Below are 16180 nucleotides of genomic sequence, written 5' to 3' on the forward strand. Positions count from 1 at the left end.
GATCATGAGTTTCGGAAAGGAAGCTAAATCGGTATGATAAAAAAAATCATAAAATGGACGGTTATCGCTGCTGTGCTGGGTCTGGTGGGGTATTGGGGATATGGGCAGGTGAAACCCAAGGAACCTGAGATTCCCATGATGGAAGAGCCGCAGGTCATCTCATTCCCCGTAACCGAGGAAACGATTCTATCGACCGTGCAGGTCAAGGGAACGTCCGAATACGGAAAGGAAACGAACGTATACGCGCCTTTTGAGGCGAGGGTGGAGTCCTGGAACGTCGAGAACGGCCAGCAGATCAAAAAAGGCGACGCCCTTTTCAAATTGGAGCAAAAGGCGATTCGTCAGCAGCTCCAGCAGAAGGAGGCGGAGCTGCAGAAGCGGAAGCTGGAGCAGGAGCTGAAGGAGTTTACGCTGAATCAGGATCTCGACAACGCGCCTGTAGGCGCAACGGAGGCGGAGCGCCTGAAAATGCTGGCAGACCAGGAAAATGCGCGGCTGAGCAGTCAGCTGGACGAGGTGAACAACGATATTGAACGTCAGACGCTTGCCGATTTGAACGACAGGCTGAGGCAATCGACATACGTATCTCCGGCAGCAGGCCTGTTCCTGTTCGACCCGACCCAGCAGCGGCCGCAATCGGTGACGGCCAACCAGTATATCGGCAAAATCGTCGACCTGGATTCCCTGCGGTTGGTGGCATACGTCGGGGAAAACGACATCTTCAGCATTCAGCCGGACATGGCGGTAGAGGTCAAGCTGCCGTCCATCAAGGATTTGAAGCTAAAGGGCAAGGTGCTGGAAGTGGCCAAATTCGCCGAGGCGACGGCTCAGGAGAAGCAGACGTCCCAGACGCCGCAGTTCAAGGTCATCATCTCGCTGCCGAAGAACGATCGCTTGATCGGCGGATTGACGCTGAACGGAGAGATCGTGACCAAACGGAAGAACAAGGCGGTTGTGGTTCCCAAGCTGGCCGTCATGACGGAGGGAGATAGCTCTTATGTCATGGTGGACAAGGGAGGCGGCCAGATCGAGCGGCAGGATATTGAGACGGGGATGCAGACGCTTGATAAAATCGAGGTTTTGTCAGGGCTGAAAGCGGGAGATACCGTCGTTCTTCAGTAAACATGGATGTACGAAAGCAGCGTTCCTCCAAAGGCACATGGCCGGGGGGCGCTGTTTTTTTACATCAAGTTCCCTCATTACAGCATGTGTCGCCACAGGAAAGGTAGCCCGGTGATTTCAAAAATACATGGAGACAATGATGTAAACTCATTGGTAATTAATGGGGTCCATTTTACCGTGAGCTAATGGTTTAAAGGCAGGAAACGAATCGATCATTCAACAAAAATATGGAATTTTATCCATCAAAATTAATGAAAACGCTTCATATAAAGCGCTTTCAGAAGAAAACTCGTGAATTTACGAGAAAGATGTGGTTTAATGGACAAGGAAACAGGATTTTCGGGTTTTTTGTAGTAAACTTAAATGTCAGGTTTGCGTTAACGGAATACTAGATCTTTGTAAACCGGGTAAACCGCATCATGCTAACGAAAAGGGAGATTTTGAAATGCATGTTCGTTCCTTTCAGTTGAGTGACTGTAACCCCGTAACCGAGCTATTACAGATTGCTTTATCGGAAGAATGCTACGAAAACACGATGGAGCCTTTCTCCAGGCAGCTCGCTTGGGACTCCGATCTGATTATGGTGGCAGAAGAAAACGGTGAAATCGTTGGTGCCTTAATCGGTACGATCGAACGCAATCATGGTTGTTATTACCGCATCGCCATTCATCCCGACTATCGCAGGAAAGGGATTGGCAAAGCCTTGATATCAGCGATGGAACAGCGTTTTCAATCACGGAAAGTCAGTCGGATCATGGTAGCCGGAGATGAGCACAACGCCGCAGCCATGCCATTTTATGAAGCCATGGGATACGGTGCCAGCCAAATCCTGCGGTCGTTCCAGAAGCTCAGTATCCTTGGTCAATAGTTGCAGCGACTACAGCGGTACATACGAGCAGCGCAAAACGGCGGCCTTAAGCTTCGACAGAGATAAGAAACGACATTTTTTCGATATGAAGCATATCTTTCAGCCGTTGCAAATGGGTGGGAGATATGCTTTTCTATTAATGTACCTGTTTTTGAAGGTACCGCCCTCGATGCTCGAAGGTGAAATCGAAGTAAAGTAGGTGTAGCATGGGACAAGTGATTCCTCCGGATTCAACTGAGCATGGCGAGAACAACGGGCCTCAGAATCAACCGGTCAAGAAGAACGGCTGGGCCGCCGAGCTGTGGGATTGGGTAAAGACGATTGCGATTGCATTTGTTATTATGGTGCTTCTAAATATGTTTGTGTTTAACCTGTCTATGGTTAAGGGCGAATCCATGCAGCCGACGCTGGTGGCATCGGAGCGGCTCTTTATTAATAAAGTGGTCTATCGCTTTTCGGAACCGAGCCACGGCGACGTCATTGTGCTTAAGGATCCGAGCGACGGACCGGACAAGAAGGAGTTTCTTGTTAAGCGTGTCGTCGGCGTACCCGGGGATACCATTGAGGTAAAGGATCAGAAGCTGTACGTGAACGGCGTGGCCCAAGAGGAAGGGTATACCGATGTCCCGATCGAGGATCCTGGCTTCGAGCCCGTTACCCTGGAAGAGGGAAGGTATTTTGTTATGGGGGATAACCGCCACCTCGGAAAGAGCAAGGACAGCCGCATGTTCGGCAGCGTGAAGGAAAGCGACATCGTGGGCAGGGCCGAATTTATTTTCTGGCCGTTGTCCGAGATCAAAAAGCTGTAGCTTAAGACAGAACATCATCCCAGAAAAGGAGGCGCTGGAGAATGACCTACACACTCGGCTCGTACGCTCCTCCGCCTTCGGTATGGGAGGAGCTCAAGCAGGAGCTAAAAGCCGTTGCACCCGAGCTCGGCATAGATGATATCGGCTTCGCCTCGGCGGAGCCGTTCCAATCCCTGAAGGGGATTTTGCAATCCCATCGGGATAAGGGTTATGAGTCCGGGTTCGAGGAGTCGGATCTGGATAAGCGGGTGACTCCCGCACTCCCCGACACCGAGCCGAAGTCCCTGATCGCCATCGCGATAACGTACCACTCCAAGATGGAGAACCCGCCGAAATCGGAGCCTGGCAAGTACAGGGGCATCATGGCGCGATCCGCTTGGGGAAGGGATTATCACCATGTGCTCCGGGAGGCGATGAGCCGCCTGGAGGCGTACATCAAGGAACGCGTGCCGGATGCAAAGCTTGAAAGCATGGTGGACACCGGCGCGCTTGTCGACCGGGCCGTCTCGCAGCGTGCCGGCATCGGTTTCAGTGCCAAGAACTGCGCCATCATCTCTCCGAAGTTCGGCTCCTGGATATTCCTTGGCGAAATGGTGACCAATATCCCGTTTCCGCCGGATTCGCCGGTAACCGAGGATTGCGGGGAGTGCACCAAATGCATCGATGCATGCCCAACCGGCGCCCTTGTCGGTCCCGGGCAGCTGAATGCCCAGCGCTGCGTTTCTTTTCTGACCCAGACCAAAGGATTTCTGGACGAAGAAGCCATGCGCAAGATCGGCAACCGGCTGTATGGATGCGATACCTGTCAAATTGTTTGTCCGAAGAACCGGGGCAAGAGCTGGACTCATCAAGAGGACTTCAAGCCCGATCCTGAAAAAGCCAAGCCGCTGCTCCTGCCCATTCTGGATATGAGCAACCGGGAATTCAAGGAGGCCTTCGGAGATACGTCCGCCGCTTGGCGCGGCCGTAAGCCGATTCAGCGCAATGCCGTCATCGCGCTCGGCAATTTTAAAGATATTTCAGCCGTACCGAAGCTGAGCGAAGTACTGCTGAAGGACCCGCGCCCGGAGCTGCGGGGAACCGCTGCATGGGCTCTGGGCCGTATTGGAGGCGAAGAAGCGTTGAACAACTTAGAGAAAAGCATGAAATCAGAAGGGGATTCCCGAGTACGAGATATGCTGCAGCAAGCCTTGAATAAACTAAAGCCTGAACCGGCTGGAAATGAAGCACCTGCCGAAGCGCAAGCCGCGGCCGAAGTTTCATCCGCCGGGGTTCCGGGTTCCTCTAATGGGGGCAATCCGGAGCAGGAGGGTCCTGTCATTCAGGGGGTCGAGCCGATGGCCATCCCTGAAGGAGGACCGGAAATGCTGTATTATGATGAAGTTCAATCTCCGATCGGACCGCTGACGGTCTGCGCCACGGAGAAGGGGCTTTGTCTCATTGAATTCGGCAGCTTCTATGTGAAGGAAGCGGTCATCCAGCAGTGGTCGCGGACTTGGGCCGGCAACGGCGGATACCAACGGGACGAGGCCAGACTAGCCCCTGCGATCACGCAGTTGAAGCAGTACTTTGCCGGGGAACTGAAGGCCTTCGACGTACAGCTGGACATGCGCGGAACCTCATTCCAACTGCAGGTATGGGAAGCGCTGAAATCCATTCCCTATGGAACGGTTTGCTCCTATAAGGATATAGCCGAATCCATCGGACGTCCGAAAGCGGTTCGAGCCGTAGGCGGAGCGAACAATAAGAACCCCGTTCCGATCATCGTGCCGTGCCACCGGGTGGTAGGAGCCGACGGAGCGTTGATCGGCTATGCCGGCGGCCCGGAAATCAAACGCACCTTGTTGACGATCGAAGGAGCCATGCCGGACCGTAAAGGGTCGTAGTTGACCAAGGCGTAATCATCGGAACTGCCTGCTGCGGAACATCCGTTATTTTCATTTGCTGTGACGAAAAGGACATGCTATGATAGGTTCGTGTATGCGCCATGAAATGGCAGATATTAGTAGAAGGTGGTCAAGTGATGGATATTGTCATTCCGATTATTACATTGATCGTGGGTCTGGTCGGCGGATTCTTCATCGGCGTATTCTATCTGCGCAAGCAATTGGAGAAGATGCAGAACGATCCGCAAATGCTGCAGAAGATGGCAAAACAAATGGGGTATAACATGAACAGCAAGCAGATGCAGCGTGCACAGCAAATGATGAAAAATCAGCCTATGCCGGGCAAAGGGCAAGGCCGCAAACGCAAATCATAATGCAAGAAAGCCCGCTCCCGTCTAAATGGAACGACGGAGGGGCATTTCTATTTAAAAAGACCGCTAACAGCGGCTATAAGTTAACCGTTTGCTTTTTTTTGGAACGGAAAGGGGGATTGTACTGTGGCGGGCGTAAAGGACTATGTGAACCATAAAGTAGGCCAAAACCGGGAGCAGATCGAGTACCATGTAGAGCAAATATTGAAGCTGATCGGTGAAGATCCCAAGCGTGAGGGTCTGCTTGAGACACCGGCCCGCGTGACGCGGATGTACGAAGAGATCTTTGCGGGATATGAAGTCGATCCCAAGGACGTTCTCGGGGTTACCTTCGACGAGAATCACGAGGAACTGGTCATTGTGAAGGATATCGTGTACTACAGCCAGTGTGAGCACCATATGGCGCCGTTCTTCGGCAAAGTCCATATCGGATATGTCCCGAGCGGCAAAATCGCCGGCTTGAGCAAGCTGGCGCGCTTGGTAGAGGCGGTAACTCGCCGTCTTCAGGTGCAGGAGCGCATCACCTCGCAAATCGCCGATATTATGGTGGAGGCGCTGCAGCCTAACGGCGTTATGGTCGTGGTGGAAGGCGAGCATCTGTGCATGTGCGCACGCGGCGTGAAGAAGCCGGGCAGCAAGACGGTAACGTCGGCTGTACGCGGTACGTTCCAGAGCGATTCCGCGCAGCGCTCGGAGTTTCTGTCCTTGATTAAAGACTAAGCTGGATTTTCATGATATCAAAAAGGCTTCGCCCACGGAGGCGAAGCCTTTTTTTGATTATCCCTGTGACGATATGAAGCCATCTGATCATCTAGGACAAGCAAGGAAAGATCAAGATGCGCCATCGACTTGTTTCATATATTGCACATACTGGACGAGGGCGCTTTTTTGCTCCTCGATCTCCCGGATTCGACGGGACATCTCCATGAAAAAGACTTCGATCTGATCCCTCAGCACATTAGCCGATTGTCCCTTCCAATCCTGAAGGCGGGCATACATGACCCGTGCCTCTTGTTCGTCGGACCGAAGGGCTGCAAGCAGCCCCGTCAGCTCGCGTTCGGCTTGAAGCAAATCATCAAGCTCCAGCAGAATCTCTCGACTCATCCCCATTCCTCCCGGTGGTTGCTAATAGATGTTTAACCGCTGTTATCTGTACGTTCAAACAGATCCGCCTTAAATTTAATGTACTGCACGATGTCGGTGGTATGCTGCAGATGCCACTGACTCATCGACATGATGGATGTATCCAGCTGCTGGACGATCGGCTGCAGACGCCGGCTGTGGCTAGAGAACATGTATTTGGAGAGACGCTGCCGGATTCCCTGCATTTCGGCATCGCTCTGATGGGCATGCGCTCGCCATTTCTCGGCTACGCTTCGCAGCTCGGCAGGGGTAACCTGGATGGTACCGGAGGAGCCTCCTGCCGATCCGGCTATGGCTCCCAGCGAGCCGCCCAAACCTAAGCCCAAGTTGCTCAACGGCCCGCCAAGACCAAACAAGAGATCGCTGTGGGAAGGGATTCTGGGCGAATCCACGGACTTACCGGTAGCGCCGTCATACAGACGGTTCGAAATGTACCCATTCTCGAATTGATAGCGGTCCAGCTGGTGATAGTTGGGGCCTCCCAGCGTATTATCGATTTTTTCTTTGATGCTGAGCCCGTCATTGGCATCCTTGTAACTGGAGTCTATGTAATAGGTTGAGCCGACGTGACCGTCGTAACCTCCGAGCGCACCGCTGGCAATAATGTCGCCGGGATGGGCGAAATTAATGATCTGGGAATCGAATTCCCCATTCTCGGCTTTTCTTCTGGCTTCAGGGGAGAGGCTACCGATGACGGACGGGGCGCTGAAGGTGACAGCCGACATGCCGGTATAAGCGGCAGCATATTGCGCGTTGGCTCCGCCCAGCGAATGACCGGTAAGGGAAAAATCAACACCCTTGTACTTCTCCTTCATTTCCAGCGCGTAATCCTCGGCTTGATACATCTGATTGGTGCCCAAGATATCCGTTTTCTTATCGATTTTCCTCGATTGTTCGCCGAACCAATCCGTGACATCGTTAATGCCCGTCACTTCTTTGACTTTGTCTACATGGTCGGCCCAAGGAGCCCGGAAATCCGGGATTTTTCGTTTGATCTCTTCAATGCCAATATCCGCGTCGGCCAGATAATCGGGGAGCGCATGGGATAAATCTCTGCCTGCTTCGGTGCCGCGGTATGCGATAACGGCCTGGTTCGTTTCCTTGTTGTAGAAAGTTACCGCGTCAAAACCGGATATGCTGTTGCTCTTATAGTCCTCAAGAACCTCCCATCCCGGCAGGTCCTCAACGGTATCTTCTTTTTTCAGATCGAGGTAAGCCGCTTCCGACATGAGTCGGTATGTCTCGTCATCCACTTGCGGTGAACTCAAATATATTCCCTCCTTAACGTGATCTATCAGGTTCAGAGCCTATGGTTGCTGCAAAGAGAAACATAGGTCCGTCACTCGCCCTTAATAGCTTTTCTAAGCTCCGGGTTCATCACGAAATTGGACGTTTCGCCTGTGTTGAAATCTACGGATATTTTAAAGGTTTGTTCAGGATGATCCACGACATACCCTTCGAGGTTAACCTTGTCCGCTACGATCGATGGCATCATCTCTTCTTTGGTAATCTCTACATCCAAATTGTATTTTTCCTTAAAATACTCAACGGCCGTGGTTTTCGCCTTTGTTATAACCTCGTCCGAGCTGCCGTTTGCAGTGGCTTCGTTTTGATTATGGTTCACGGGCTGGCATCCTCCAACAATTAGAATAATGAATACAAAAGCAAAAATGAAAATACGCGATTTGAACCTACTGTTCACACTGACCCATCCCTTCAGTCGTGATGTCCTGCTCCCACAGGCACGCCGGATCTTTCGGTTGTTGCCTTAGACCAATGCTGAGGCTGCGTACCAAGCTTACTGTCATATCATAATCCAGCATATGGTAGCGTTCAACCGAATAAATAACCAGATATGTGGTAAAAAAGACCTAACAATAAGGTTGGGTTACTCCTTAGCTTGAATAATCCTGTTCAATTCCGGGCTCATGACCAAGTGCCCCTCTGAACAGGGAAGCCCTCCCTAAACCCCATAAAGGAAGTAAGGAGGGCTATAGACTTCATACCCAATATTAACCAATCCGAAGCAGCTAATGCCGACTGAGAATTAAAACGGTTTCCATTTCAGCTTGCTGGCATGCTTGAAACGCTCCGCAACTTCCGGCCAGTAGACCACGTTCCACCAATCGTTGATGTAATCCTTGCGTTTATTTTGATGTTTAAGGTAATATGCATGCTCCCATACATCCAGGGCGAGGAGAGGGACGACGTCCCACTGGGAGAGATTTTGATGTTTCTCGGCCTGCAAAATTTCAAGCCGATGGCTGCGCGGGCTCCAGACGAGGATCGCCCAGCCGCCGCCTTCCACTTTGTCTGCTGCTTCGGTAAAATGCTTCTTGAATCGATCGAAGCTTCCGAAATCCTTCTTGATCTGCTGTGCAAGCTCTCCGCCCGGTTCGCCGCCGCCCCGCGGGTTCATGATGTTCCAGAAGATCGTATGCAGATAGTGGCCGGCACCGTGGAACGCAAGCTCGCGTTCCCAATGCTTCACGAGCTCGAAATCGCCGCTTTTACGGGCCTCCTCCAATTTCTTCTCCGCCTTGTTCAGGCCGTCGACGTAGCTTTGGTGATGGATGTCGTGGTGAATCCGCATGGTTTTCTCGTCGATATAAGGCTCGAGCGCATTATAAGCGTAAGGCAGTGGAGGGAGGCGGTGTCCGCCAATCGGCACAGCTTTGCCGCCGCTGTCTCCCATGCCTTGAATGGACAGCTCGGCTTCGGGAGTAGACGGCGGAGGAGACGTGGCCTCGTGCAGCGTCATCGACTGCAGCGGCATATCCACATCCATGAATCTCTCCAGCGCTCCGGCGGCGTTCAGTGTTTCGAGTGCATTCAGGAAATATTCGGACTCCCGAATCACATGGTGCAGAACCGTACCGGCAAGCGGTACTTTCTGAACGGCTTCACTGTTCTCTTTTAAGCTGTGCAGCTGGCGAATGAACTCCCTGGACTGCTCGCAGGAAGCGCCCAAGAGCTGCTCGACCTGGGCCAGCATTTGAGGCGTGGGAGAAGCATTATAACTTAGAATATGGCGCAGAAGTTCGTCTGCCGCCTTCTCCGTGTCGGAGAACACGACGGCCCATTGATCCAGCATCTTGACGTAGACCGGCTCCAGATCGGGCACCACGGCTTTGATCAGCGCGAGGTGTTTTCTTTCCTGATGCTTCCAAAAGCGAATTTCCTCCAGTAATCGCACCGGGAGCTTCGCTCCATAATGAAATAACATGTCCGTTCCCTCCAGTATCAGGTTCACTAAACACACTATATTCATTTGGCGGCCTGTATTATGAAGGAAAAATAAAAACCCCCGCTGCATCAGGCAGCAGGGGAGTAGAATCTTATACTGAAAGGCACGGTCTCTTCGCTATATAAACAACTGATGAAAACCTCAGGGTTCGTCCGGCGTTTCGAGTTTGCCGAGGAAGGTCGATACTTTGCGCAGATATTCCCTAGGGTGCTCGCGGAAGATAAGCTCATGATGGGCATCCTCTACAATCCAGGAATCGGAATCCGCATGCGTCTGGTTGGAAGCAATTTTCTCGGCGATCGGGTAAGGGGCCTTATCGTCCTTCGTTCCGTGGATGAACAAGGTCGGGAACGGGTAATCGTGCTTCTTCACTTCATTGTACGGGATTTGGTCCAGACTTGTGCCGTTAAGCACAGGGAAGAGCAGCTCCAGAATCTCCAGCGAAGGATGACGGGGGAGATCAATCTGGTTGTGGATATTGTGGTAAAGCGTGTCCGGCTCCAATAAAAAGGCGCTGTCCAGAATCATGGCATCCACGTCCTTGGTCTCAAGCCCTGCCTGCAGCGCGGTGCCGGCCCCCATGGAGAACCCCCAGACGACAATTTGCTTCGCGCCGCGCTGCTTCACATGCTCAATGGCTCCAAGAAGCTGGCGTTTCTCCTCCTTGCCCCCGGTCGCCACTTCCTTGCTGGTCTGGGAGGCAAAACCGTAATCAAACATGAGCACATTGAAATTCATATTGTGCGCGTAGTGGGCGATATCGTACATCGGTACCCAGGTTTCCTCCCGGTTAGCGCCGTAACCATGGCTGAGCACGATGGTTTTCGAGGAATTCTCGGCCGGGATATACCATCCATTGATATTTCGTTTCCCGTCAATCGAGTGGAACGTGACGTTCTCGTAATTCATATCTTTCGCAAGCTTGGGATTGGAATAGAGCGGAGCCACCGTCGGATTCGACAAAACCCAAGCGATATAGGCATGAAGCGCAATAAAACAGAAAACGAGGAAAAAAACGACAGATAATAACAGCGCTAATATAATATGCTTTAGACGGACCAAGCCCGTGGACAGCTCGGTCGGCGCGTCATTCAATTGGGAGAGTGGGGCATTACTACCAGTCGTAGTGCTCATAAGTGGCCCCTCCTTACCATATAGTCTGAGTGCGTTTCGTGAACATGAAAAAGTTGAAATTATAATAATCGTATGCCCGGATGCCTATAAAGTCAATGCAAAACCATAGATTGTAAGACAACTGTAAAGTCCCTGTCCCCATGGTTTACTTTTGAGAAGAATTCTCATATAATTCTTGTAACCAGGTTTCATACAATGAAACAGGAGAGGAGCTGATCGGGATGGAAGACCGCAAATTGACGGTACGCGCCGTAGAGCGAGCCCTTGATATCTTGATGTGTTTTACGAAGGATGGCGAACTTGCTCTCACGGAGATTTCTTCCCTTATCGGATTACATAAAAGCACCGTCCATCGGCTGCTAACAACGCTGGAAGACAAAGGATTCGTTGTGCGGAACAAAGAGACGGAGAAATACCGGCTCGGCTTAAAAATATGGGAGCTGTCGATGCATCTGTCCCAAAGCGATGACCCTGCCATTCGCCTTCAGCCGGCGATGGAGGCCTTGCGGGATCGGCTTGGGGAAACGGTAAGTCTGTATTTAAGGGACGGTTCGGATCGCCTTCGGATTCAAGCGGTTCAGAGCAACCAGGGGATCCGGCGGGTCGCCCAGGTCGGCGTGCGGCTGCCGCTCTCGGTGGGCGCGTCCAGCAAGGTTCTTGTGGCCTTTGCGCCTGAGGCGGACCAGGAGGAGCTGCTGAATGCGCCGGATTGGCCGGAGGCGGTCGATAAGAACGCGTACCGGCAGCAGCTGGCGGAAATACTGGAGAACGGTTACGCGATCAGCATCGAAGAGCGCGAACCTGGAGCGGCTGCCGTATCCGTGCCGATCTTCGACCGCAGCGGCCGCGTCGCCGCCGCGTTGTCGATGTCCGGGCCTGTAACCCGCCTGTCGGCCGAAACGCTTCGCGAGCATGCGCCAATTCTGATGGAAGCGGCACGGGAAATGGGAATGATGATTTAATTTATTCTATTGCCGGGTCAGAGACAGCATCACTATAAGTTATTGAATGACCGGGAGGCTGCATGTGATACAGCCGTCCGGCATAACAAACCGTCCAAGCGCTGTCCGTCTTCAGAGAAGGCTCGCCCATAAACGCTATTTCTTATAGGATAGAAAAGGACCGTCCCCCATGATCTTGGTGATCGCGGGGAACGGTCCTTTTGCCGCTGCAGCTCAGTATGTAACACGTAAGCGCAACTTAGGTCAGCTTCACGTTCTTTTCCTTCATTTTCTGATGAAGGATTTCTTGAAAGGTCAGGGGTTTGTCCGTCGCTTCCTCTTTCTTAGGCGCTGCTACCGGCTGCGGCCGTTGGTATTGATATTGGAACGAAGCCATCGTATGTATTTTGATCATAGGTACTTTCCTCCTGGGCATGGATTTCCGAAAATGTTTTTTACCAATTAACCTTCTTGGCATCATTCGAAACGGAATATCCAATATTCAGGAAAGAAGTACCGAAAAATAACAAAATCCCCATCATCCATAAGCGGATGATGGGGATTTGTTCCTAAGGCTAAAGCGCCTATAGGGAGTGTCTTATTGGTTCGATGCGATCATTTGACGCAGTACCGTTTGGAGGATACCTCCGTTATGGTAGTAATCCACGTCCACCATGCTGTCGAGACGAGCGATGGCTGGGAACTCGAATTGGGTTCCGTCTTCGCGCGTAGCGACAACCGTCAATTCCTGGCCTGGCTTCACATCGTTGCTGAGGCCCAGAATATCGAATGTCTCGCGGCCGTTCAGACCGAGGCTCTTCCAGCCGTGACCTTCCTGGAACTGGAGCGGCAGAACGCCCATGCCCACCAGGTTGGAGCGGTGGATACGCTCGAAGCTTTCAGCCAGCACAGCCTTGACGCCGAGGAGATACGTACCTTTTGCGGCCCAGTCGCGGGAGCTTCCCGTACCGTATTCTTTACCTGCGATAACGATCAGGTTCTGTCCGCCTGCTTGATAATTCATCGATGCATCATAGATGGACATCACTTCTTCCGTTGGCAGGTAAGTCGTAACGCCGCCTTCCGTACCTGGAGCGACCTGGTTACGGATCCGGATGTTAGCGAACGTACCGCGCATCATGACTTCGTGGTTACCGCGGCGGGAGCCGTAGGAGTTGAAGTCTTTGCGCTCCACGTTGCGATCGCTCAGATATTTGCCGGCAGGGCTGTTCGTTGCGATGTTGCCCGCTGGAGAGATGTGGTCCGTCGTAACGGAATCGCCCAAGAGAGCCAGCACGCGCGCTTCCTTGATGTCCTGGATGTCGTTCAGGCCGTTGCCCAGGTTTTCGAAGAACGGCGGGTTCTGAATGTAAGTGGATTGATCGTCCCACTCGTACAGCTCGCCTTCAGGCACAGGAATCTTGTTCCAACGCTCATTGGCGGTGAACACGTTCTCGTACTTGGAGCGGAATGCTTCAGGGCTGACGGACAGGCCGATCGCTTCGCGGATTTCCGCGCTCGTTGGCCAGATGTCCTTCAGATACACAGGCTCATTGTTCGGATCGTAACCGATCGGATCGTTCTGAAGATCGATGTTCACCGTGCCTGCCAGGGCGTAAGCAACAACCAGCGGCGGCGAAGCCAGGTAGTTGGCTTTGACTTGAGCATGCACGCGGCCTTCGAAGTTACGGTTACCGGACAATACGGCAGCTACCGTCATGTCGTTGTCGGCAATCGCTTCGCTCACTTCATCCGGCAATGGACCGGAGTTACCGATGCACGTTGCGCAGCCATAGCCTGCCACGTAGAAGCCAAGGGATTCCAGATAGTGCAGGAGACCGGCTTTTTCCAGGTAGTCGGTTACGACGAGGGAGCCCGGTGTCAAGCTGCTCTTCACATAGCCAGGCTTCTTCAGTCCGCGTTCAACGGCTTTCTTGGCCAGGAGGCCTGCGCCGAGCATAACGCTTGGGTTCGACGTGTTTGTACAGCTGGTGATGGCCGCGATTACAACTGCACCCGTACCCATTTCGCTGGTAGAGCCGTCTTTATGGTTAACTTTAACGGTCTCTGCGATTTTCTCGTCGCTGAGTCCATATCCGCCCTTATCGATCGGCGTACGGATGATGTCGTTAAAGTTTTGTTTCATGCTGGTAAGCTCGATACGGTCCTGCGGACGTTTCGGTCCGGCCAAGCTCGGCACAACCGAAGCCAGGTCCAGTTCGATTACGTCGGAGAACTCAGGGTCCGGCGTATCGGCCGTACGGAACATGTTTTGCGCTTTATAGTAGTTCTCCACAAGCTCAACCTGCTCATCGGAGCGGCCCGTGTTGCGAAGATAAGCCAGTGTTTCGTCGTCAACCGGGAAGAAGCCGATCGTAGCGCCATATTCCGGAGCCATGTTGGCAACCGTTGCGCGGTCAGCCAAGCTGATGTTGGCGAGGCCTGGACCGTAGAATTCTACGAATTTGCCTACGACGCCTTTCTTGCGGAGAAGCTCGGTTACCGTAAGGGCAAGGTCAGTCGCGGTAGCGCCTTCTGCCAGGCTGCCTGTCAGTTTGAAGCCGATAACTTCAGGGGTGACAAAGTACAGCGGCTGGCCGAGCATGCCGGCTTCCGCCTCGATGCCGCCGACGCCCCAGCCCACAACGCCAAGACCGTTGATCATGGTGGTATGGGAGTCCGTGCCTACGAGGGAATCAGGGAAGACCAGCGTTTCGCCGTCAACGGTCTTCGTAGCCGCCACGGAAGCCAGGTACTCCAGGTTAACCTGGTGAACGATACCTGTTCCCGGAGGAACCGCGCGGAAGTTGTTGAATGCCGTTTGAGCCCAGCGGAGGAAACGGTAACGCTCCTCGTTGCGTTCAAATTCAAGCTTCATGTTCGTTTCAAGCGCTTGGTCGGTACCAAAAGCGTCGACCATGACGGAGTGGTCGATAACGAGGTCGACCGGAACGAGCGGATTGATCTGTTTAGGATCGCCGCCGGATTTTTTTACAGTGTCGCGCATGGCTGCAAGGTCTACGACAACGGGTACGCCGGTGAAGTCCTGCAGTACGATACGGGCAGGGATAAACGGAATTTCCTTGTTGTTGTCGCGTCCTTCGTTCCACTTGGACAAGAGTTTTACGTGATCTTCGGTAATCGCGCGTCCGTCAAACTGACGAACGGCAGCTTCAAGCAGCACCCGAATGGAGAAAGGAAGCTTGGACACGCTGCCGTATCCTTGCTCTTCGAGTGCCTGCAGGCTGAAGTAGCGGTAACTTTTACCGCCCACCTCTAGGTTGCGAGAGATGGAGAATTGATCCTTTGCTGGCATTGATGAACCTCCTTAAGTCATTTCATAAATCGAATAAAGACAGTTAGGGTTAAATCCTTTTCGGTTTCACTAGATGAAACCTAATTTCATAAATTGACTACTTTAAGTATAACGTTTTCAACTCCCCGCGTAAAGCATTTTTTATAGAAGAAACGCATTTCAAAAAGGTGAAAACAAGCCTGTTTTCTTACCGGAAAGCAGCCGCTGCAATCCCGCGTTTCTGCAATCTCTTGACCGAAGTTCATAGCCTGAAGATTTGCTTCATATAGTTGTGATAGGGAACGGCGTGAATGGCAAGGTTAGAGGAGGAGAGAGGATGAACAGTTTGAAGCAAGCCGAGAAGCCTTGGAAGCAAGCTCTATATATTTACGTCAATCAATATAACCAAAATCGCGTGGACTATTCCTCAGGCCTGAAAGAGCAGATTGTGGCGGACCTGAACTACCTGGTAGAGAGAGGAGAGAGGCAGTTTCGCCTGCAATCGTGGTATGCGGAGCGGGAGGCAACGCCGCTTAAGAGCGAGACCCGTGCCCGTCTTCAGCGCATACTGAGGGAAACGGAGGATGATGTGGTCGCCGACGTGCGGCTCCACAGCGTCTTTTATTATGAAAAAAGAGGGATGACGCATCGGGAAGACACGGTTTTCAGGGAGCGGCTGACGCTGATTCGGGACGGGGATGCCTGGCTGATCGTCGGCATTGAACGTCTGCAGGATGAACGCCATCCTTTGCAAAGGGCCGACATACCGGGAGCAAGCTCGGACGCGGCCGGAAGGGAACCGTCCACTCCTTTCATGAACGGACGCGTATACGCCGCTGGCAGCAGTCCGCGATCGGGACGTTACGAACGCGAAGCCGCGGCTGCCTATGCCGACCGTTGGTGGGATTCCGGGAATCCGGAGTTTGAGGAATTCGACGTGGATTGCACGAACTATATCTCCCAGTGCCTCTTTGCAGGCAAAGCCCCAATCCACTATACTGGTAAAAGAGAAACGGGATGGTGGTACAAGGGATACGTCAACAAACGGGAGTGGTGGAGCTACAGCTGGGCGGTGTCGAACAGCTTCGCGCATTATCTGAATGCCAGTACCACGGGGCTTCGTGCCGAGCGGGTGGAGCGTCCCGAACAGCTGATGCTGGGGGACGTCATCGTGTACGACTGGGACGGCGACGGCGCGTTTCAGCACAGCACCATCGTAACGGCGTTTGACGCGGGCGGGATGCCGCTGGTTAATGCGCATACGGTGTCAAGCCGCCACCGCTATTGGGACTACCGGGATTCCTATGCTTGGAACGATAACACCGAATACCGGTTTTACCATATTCCCGATTATTTTTAAGATG

15 protein-coding genes are annotated in these 16180 nt (G+C 52.7%); 8 read left to right on the plus strand and 7 right to left on the minus strand.

From position 1 onward, the window contains the following. Positions 1-33 precede the first annotated feature (33 nt). The 6 genes from MHH82_RS04365 (at position 34) to folE (ending at position 5776) form a co-directional block, all read left to right on the plus strand. Positions 34-1122, plus strand: coding sequence for an efflux RND transporter periplasmic adaptor subunit (locus MHH82_RS04365; RefSeq protein ID WP_145040868.1), 1089 nt, complete (start codon positions 34-36; stop codon positions 1120-1122). Positions 1123-1567: 445 nt separating this feature from the next. Beyond that, positions 1568-1990, plus strand: a complete 423-nt coding sequence (locus MHH82_RS04370; RefSeq protein WP_012819018.1) for a GNAT family N-acetyltransferase — start codon at positions 1568-1570, stop codon at positions 1988-1990. A gap of 206 nt (positions 1991-2196) precedes the next feature. Beyond that, on the plus strand, positions 2197-2799 hold the full coding sequence (gene lepB / locus MHH82_RS04375) for a signal peptidase I (protein WP_012819019.1): 603 nt from the start codon (positions 2197-2199) through the stop codon (positions 2797-2799). A gap of 41 nt (positions 2800-2840) precedes the next feature. After that, positions 2841-4685 (plus strand): tRNA epoxyqueuosine(34) reductase QueG, encoded by a 1845-nt coding sequence (queG, locus tag MHH82_RS04380; RefSeq protein ID WP_340963649.1) that lies wholly within the window; start codon positions 2841-2843, stop codon positions 4683-4685. A gap of 137 nt (positions 4686-4822) precedes the next feature. Continuing rightward, complete coding sequence (locus MHH82_RS04385) at positions 4823-5059, plus strand: YneF family protein (protein ID WP_009594912.1); 237 nt, start codon at positions 4823-4825, stop codon at positions 5057-5059. Positions 5060-5182: 123 nt separating this feature from the next. Next, positions 5183-5776: a GTP cyclohydrolase I FolE gene (gene folE / locus MHH82_RS04390; protein WP_012819021.1), complete on the plus strand. Its 594-nt coding sequence runs from the start codon at positions 5183-5185 to the stop codon at positions 5774-5776. A gap of 111 nt (positions 5777-5887) precedes the next feature. Here folE and MHH82_RS04395 read toward each other — a convergent pair whose 3' ends face one another. The 5 genes from MHH82_RS04395 to MHH82_RS04415 form a co-directional block, all read right to left on the minus strand. Continuing rightward, complete coding sequence (locus MHH82_RS04395) at positions 5888-6160, minus strand: hypothetical protein (protein WP_096777009.1); 273 nt, start codon at positions 6158-6160, stop codon at positions 5888-5890. Positions 6161-6192: 32 nt separating this feature from the next. Continuing rightward, positions 6193-7467, minus strand: coding sequence for a lipase family protein (locus MHH82_RS04400; RefSeq protein ID WP_340963656.1), 1275 nt, complete (start codon positions 7465-7467; stop codon positions 6193-6195). Between the two features lie 71 nt (positions 7468-7538). Further along, entirely contained in the window at positions 7539-7823 is a 285-nt protein-coding gene (locus MHH82_RS04405) for a hypothetical protein (protein ID WP_090912753.1), read from the minus strand. Between the two features lie 423 nt (positions 7824-8246). Continuing rightward, positions 8247-9425: a Fe-Mn family superoxide dismutase gene (locus MHH82_RS04410; RefSeq protein ID WP_036664407.1), complete on the minus strand. Its 1179-nt coding sequence runs from the start codon at positions 9423-9425 to the stop codon at positions 8247-8249. A gap of 162 nt (positions 9426-9587) precedes the next feature. Further along, on the minus strand, positions 9588-10580 hold the full coding sequence (locus MHH82_RS04415; RefSeq protein WP_340963665.1) for an alpha/beta fold hydrolase: 993 nt from the start codon (positions 10578-10580) through the stop codon (positions 9588-9590). Positions 10581-10801: 221 nt separating this feature from the next. Between MHH82_RS04415 and MHH82_RS04420 the strand changes: the two genes are divergently transcribed. Next, positions 10802-11542: an IclR family transcriptional regulator gene (locus tag MHH82_RS04420; protein WP_009591105.1), complete on the plus strand. Its 741-nt coding sequence runs from the start codon at positions 10802-10804 to the stop codon at positions 11540-11542. A gap of 238 nt (positions 11543-11780) precedes the next feature. On the opposite strand, the gene MHH82_RS04425 is transcribed toward MHH82_RS04420, so the two are convergent. Next, positions 11781-11936 carry a hypothetical protein gene (locus MHH82_RS04425; protein WP_340963673.1) on the minus strand — a complete coding sequence of 52 codons (156 nt, stop codon included), beginning with the start codon at positions 11934-11936 and terminating at the stop codon, positions 11781-11783. A 183-nt stretch (positions 11937-12119) separates the two neighbouring features. Further along, a complete protein-coding gene (gene acnA / locus MHH82_RS04430) occupies positions 12120-14837 on the minus strand; it encodes an aconitate hydratase AcnA (RefSeq protein ID WP_145040873.1) in 2718 nt (905 codons plus the stop codon). A 316-nt stretch (positions 14838-15153) separates the two neighbouring features. Between acnA and MHH82_RS04435 the strand changes: the two genes are divergently transcribed. Further along, positions 15154-16176, plus strand: a complete 1023-nt coding sequence (locus MHH82_RS04435) for an amidase domain-containing protein (RefSeq protein ID WP_012819029.1) — start codon at positions 15154-15156, stop codon at positions 16174-16176. Positions 16177-16180 lie beyond the last annotated feature (4 nt).

The sequence above is a fragment of the Bacillus sp. FSL K6-6540 genome (assembly GCF_038007545.1).

Excerpts from the sequence above, each read along its gene's own strand:
- MHH82_RS04365 (WP_145040868.1), top strand. The coding sequence starts at position 34 with ATGATAAAAAAAATCATAAAATGGACGGTTATCGCTGCTGTGCTGGGT.
- MHH82_RS04370 (WP_012819018.1), top strand. The coding sequence starts at position 1,568 with ATGCATGTTCGTTCCTTTCAGTTGAGTGACTGTAACCCCGTAACCGAG.
- lepB (WP_012819019.1), top strand. The coding sequence starts at position 2,197 with ATGGGACAAGTGATTCCTCCGGATTCAACTGAGCATGGCGAGAACAAC.
- queG (WP_340963649.1), top strand. The coding sequence starts at position 2,841 with ATGACCTACACACTCGGCTCGTACGCTCCTCCGCCTTCGGTATGGGAG.
- MHH82_RS04385 (WP_009594912.1), top strand. The coding sequence starts at position 4,823 with ATGGATATTGTCATTCCGATTATTACATTGATCGTGGGTCTGGTCGGC.
- MHH82_RS04395 (WP_096777009.1), bottom strand. The coding sequence starts at position 6,160 with ATGAGTCGAGAGATTCTGCTGGAGCTTGATGATTTGCTTCAAGCCGAA.
- MHH82_RS04410 (WP_036664407.1), bottom strand. The coding sequence starts at position 9,425 with ATGTTATTTCATTATGGAGCGAAGCTCCCGGTGCGATTACTGGAGGAA.
- MHH82_RS04415 (WP_340963665.1), bottom strand. The coding sequence starts at position 10,580 with ATGAGCACTACGACTGGTAGTAATGCCCCACTCTCCCAATTGAATGAC.
- MHH82_RS04420 (WP_009591105.1), top strand. The coding sequence starts at position 10,802 with ATGGAAGACCGCAAATTGACGGTACGCGCCGTAGAGCGAGCCCTTGAT.
- MHH82_RS04425 (WP_340963673.1), bottom strand. The coding sequence starts at position 11,936 with ATGATCAAAATACATACGATGGCTTCGTTCCAATATCAATACCAACGG.
- acnA (WP_145040873.1), bottom strand. The coding sequence starts at position 14,837 with ATGCCAGCAAAGGATCAATTCTCCATCTCTCGCAACCTAGAGGTGGGC.
- MHH82_RS04435 (WP_012819029.1), top strand. The coding sequence starts at position 15,154 with ATGAACAGTTTGAAGCAAGCCGAGAAGCCTTGGAAGCAAGCTCTATAT.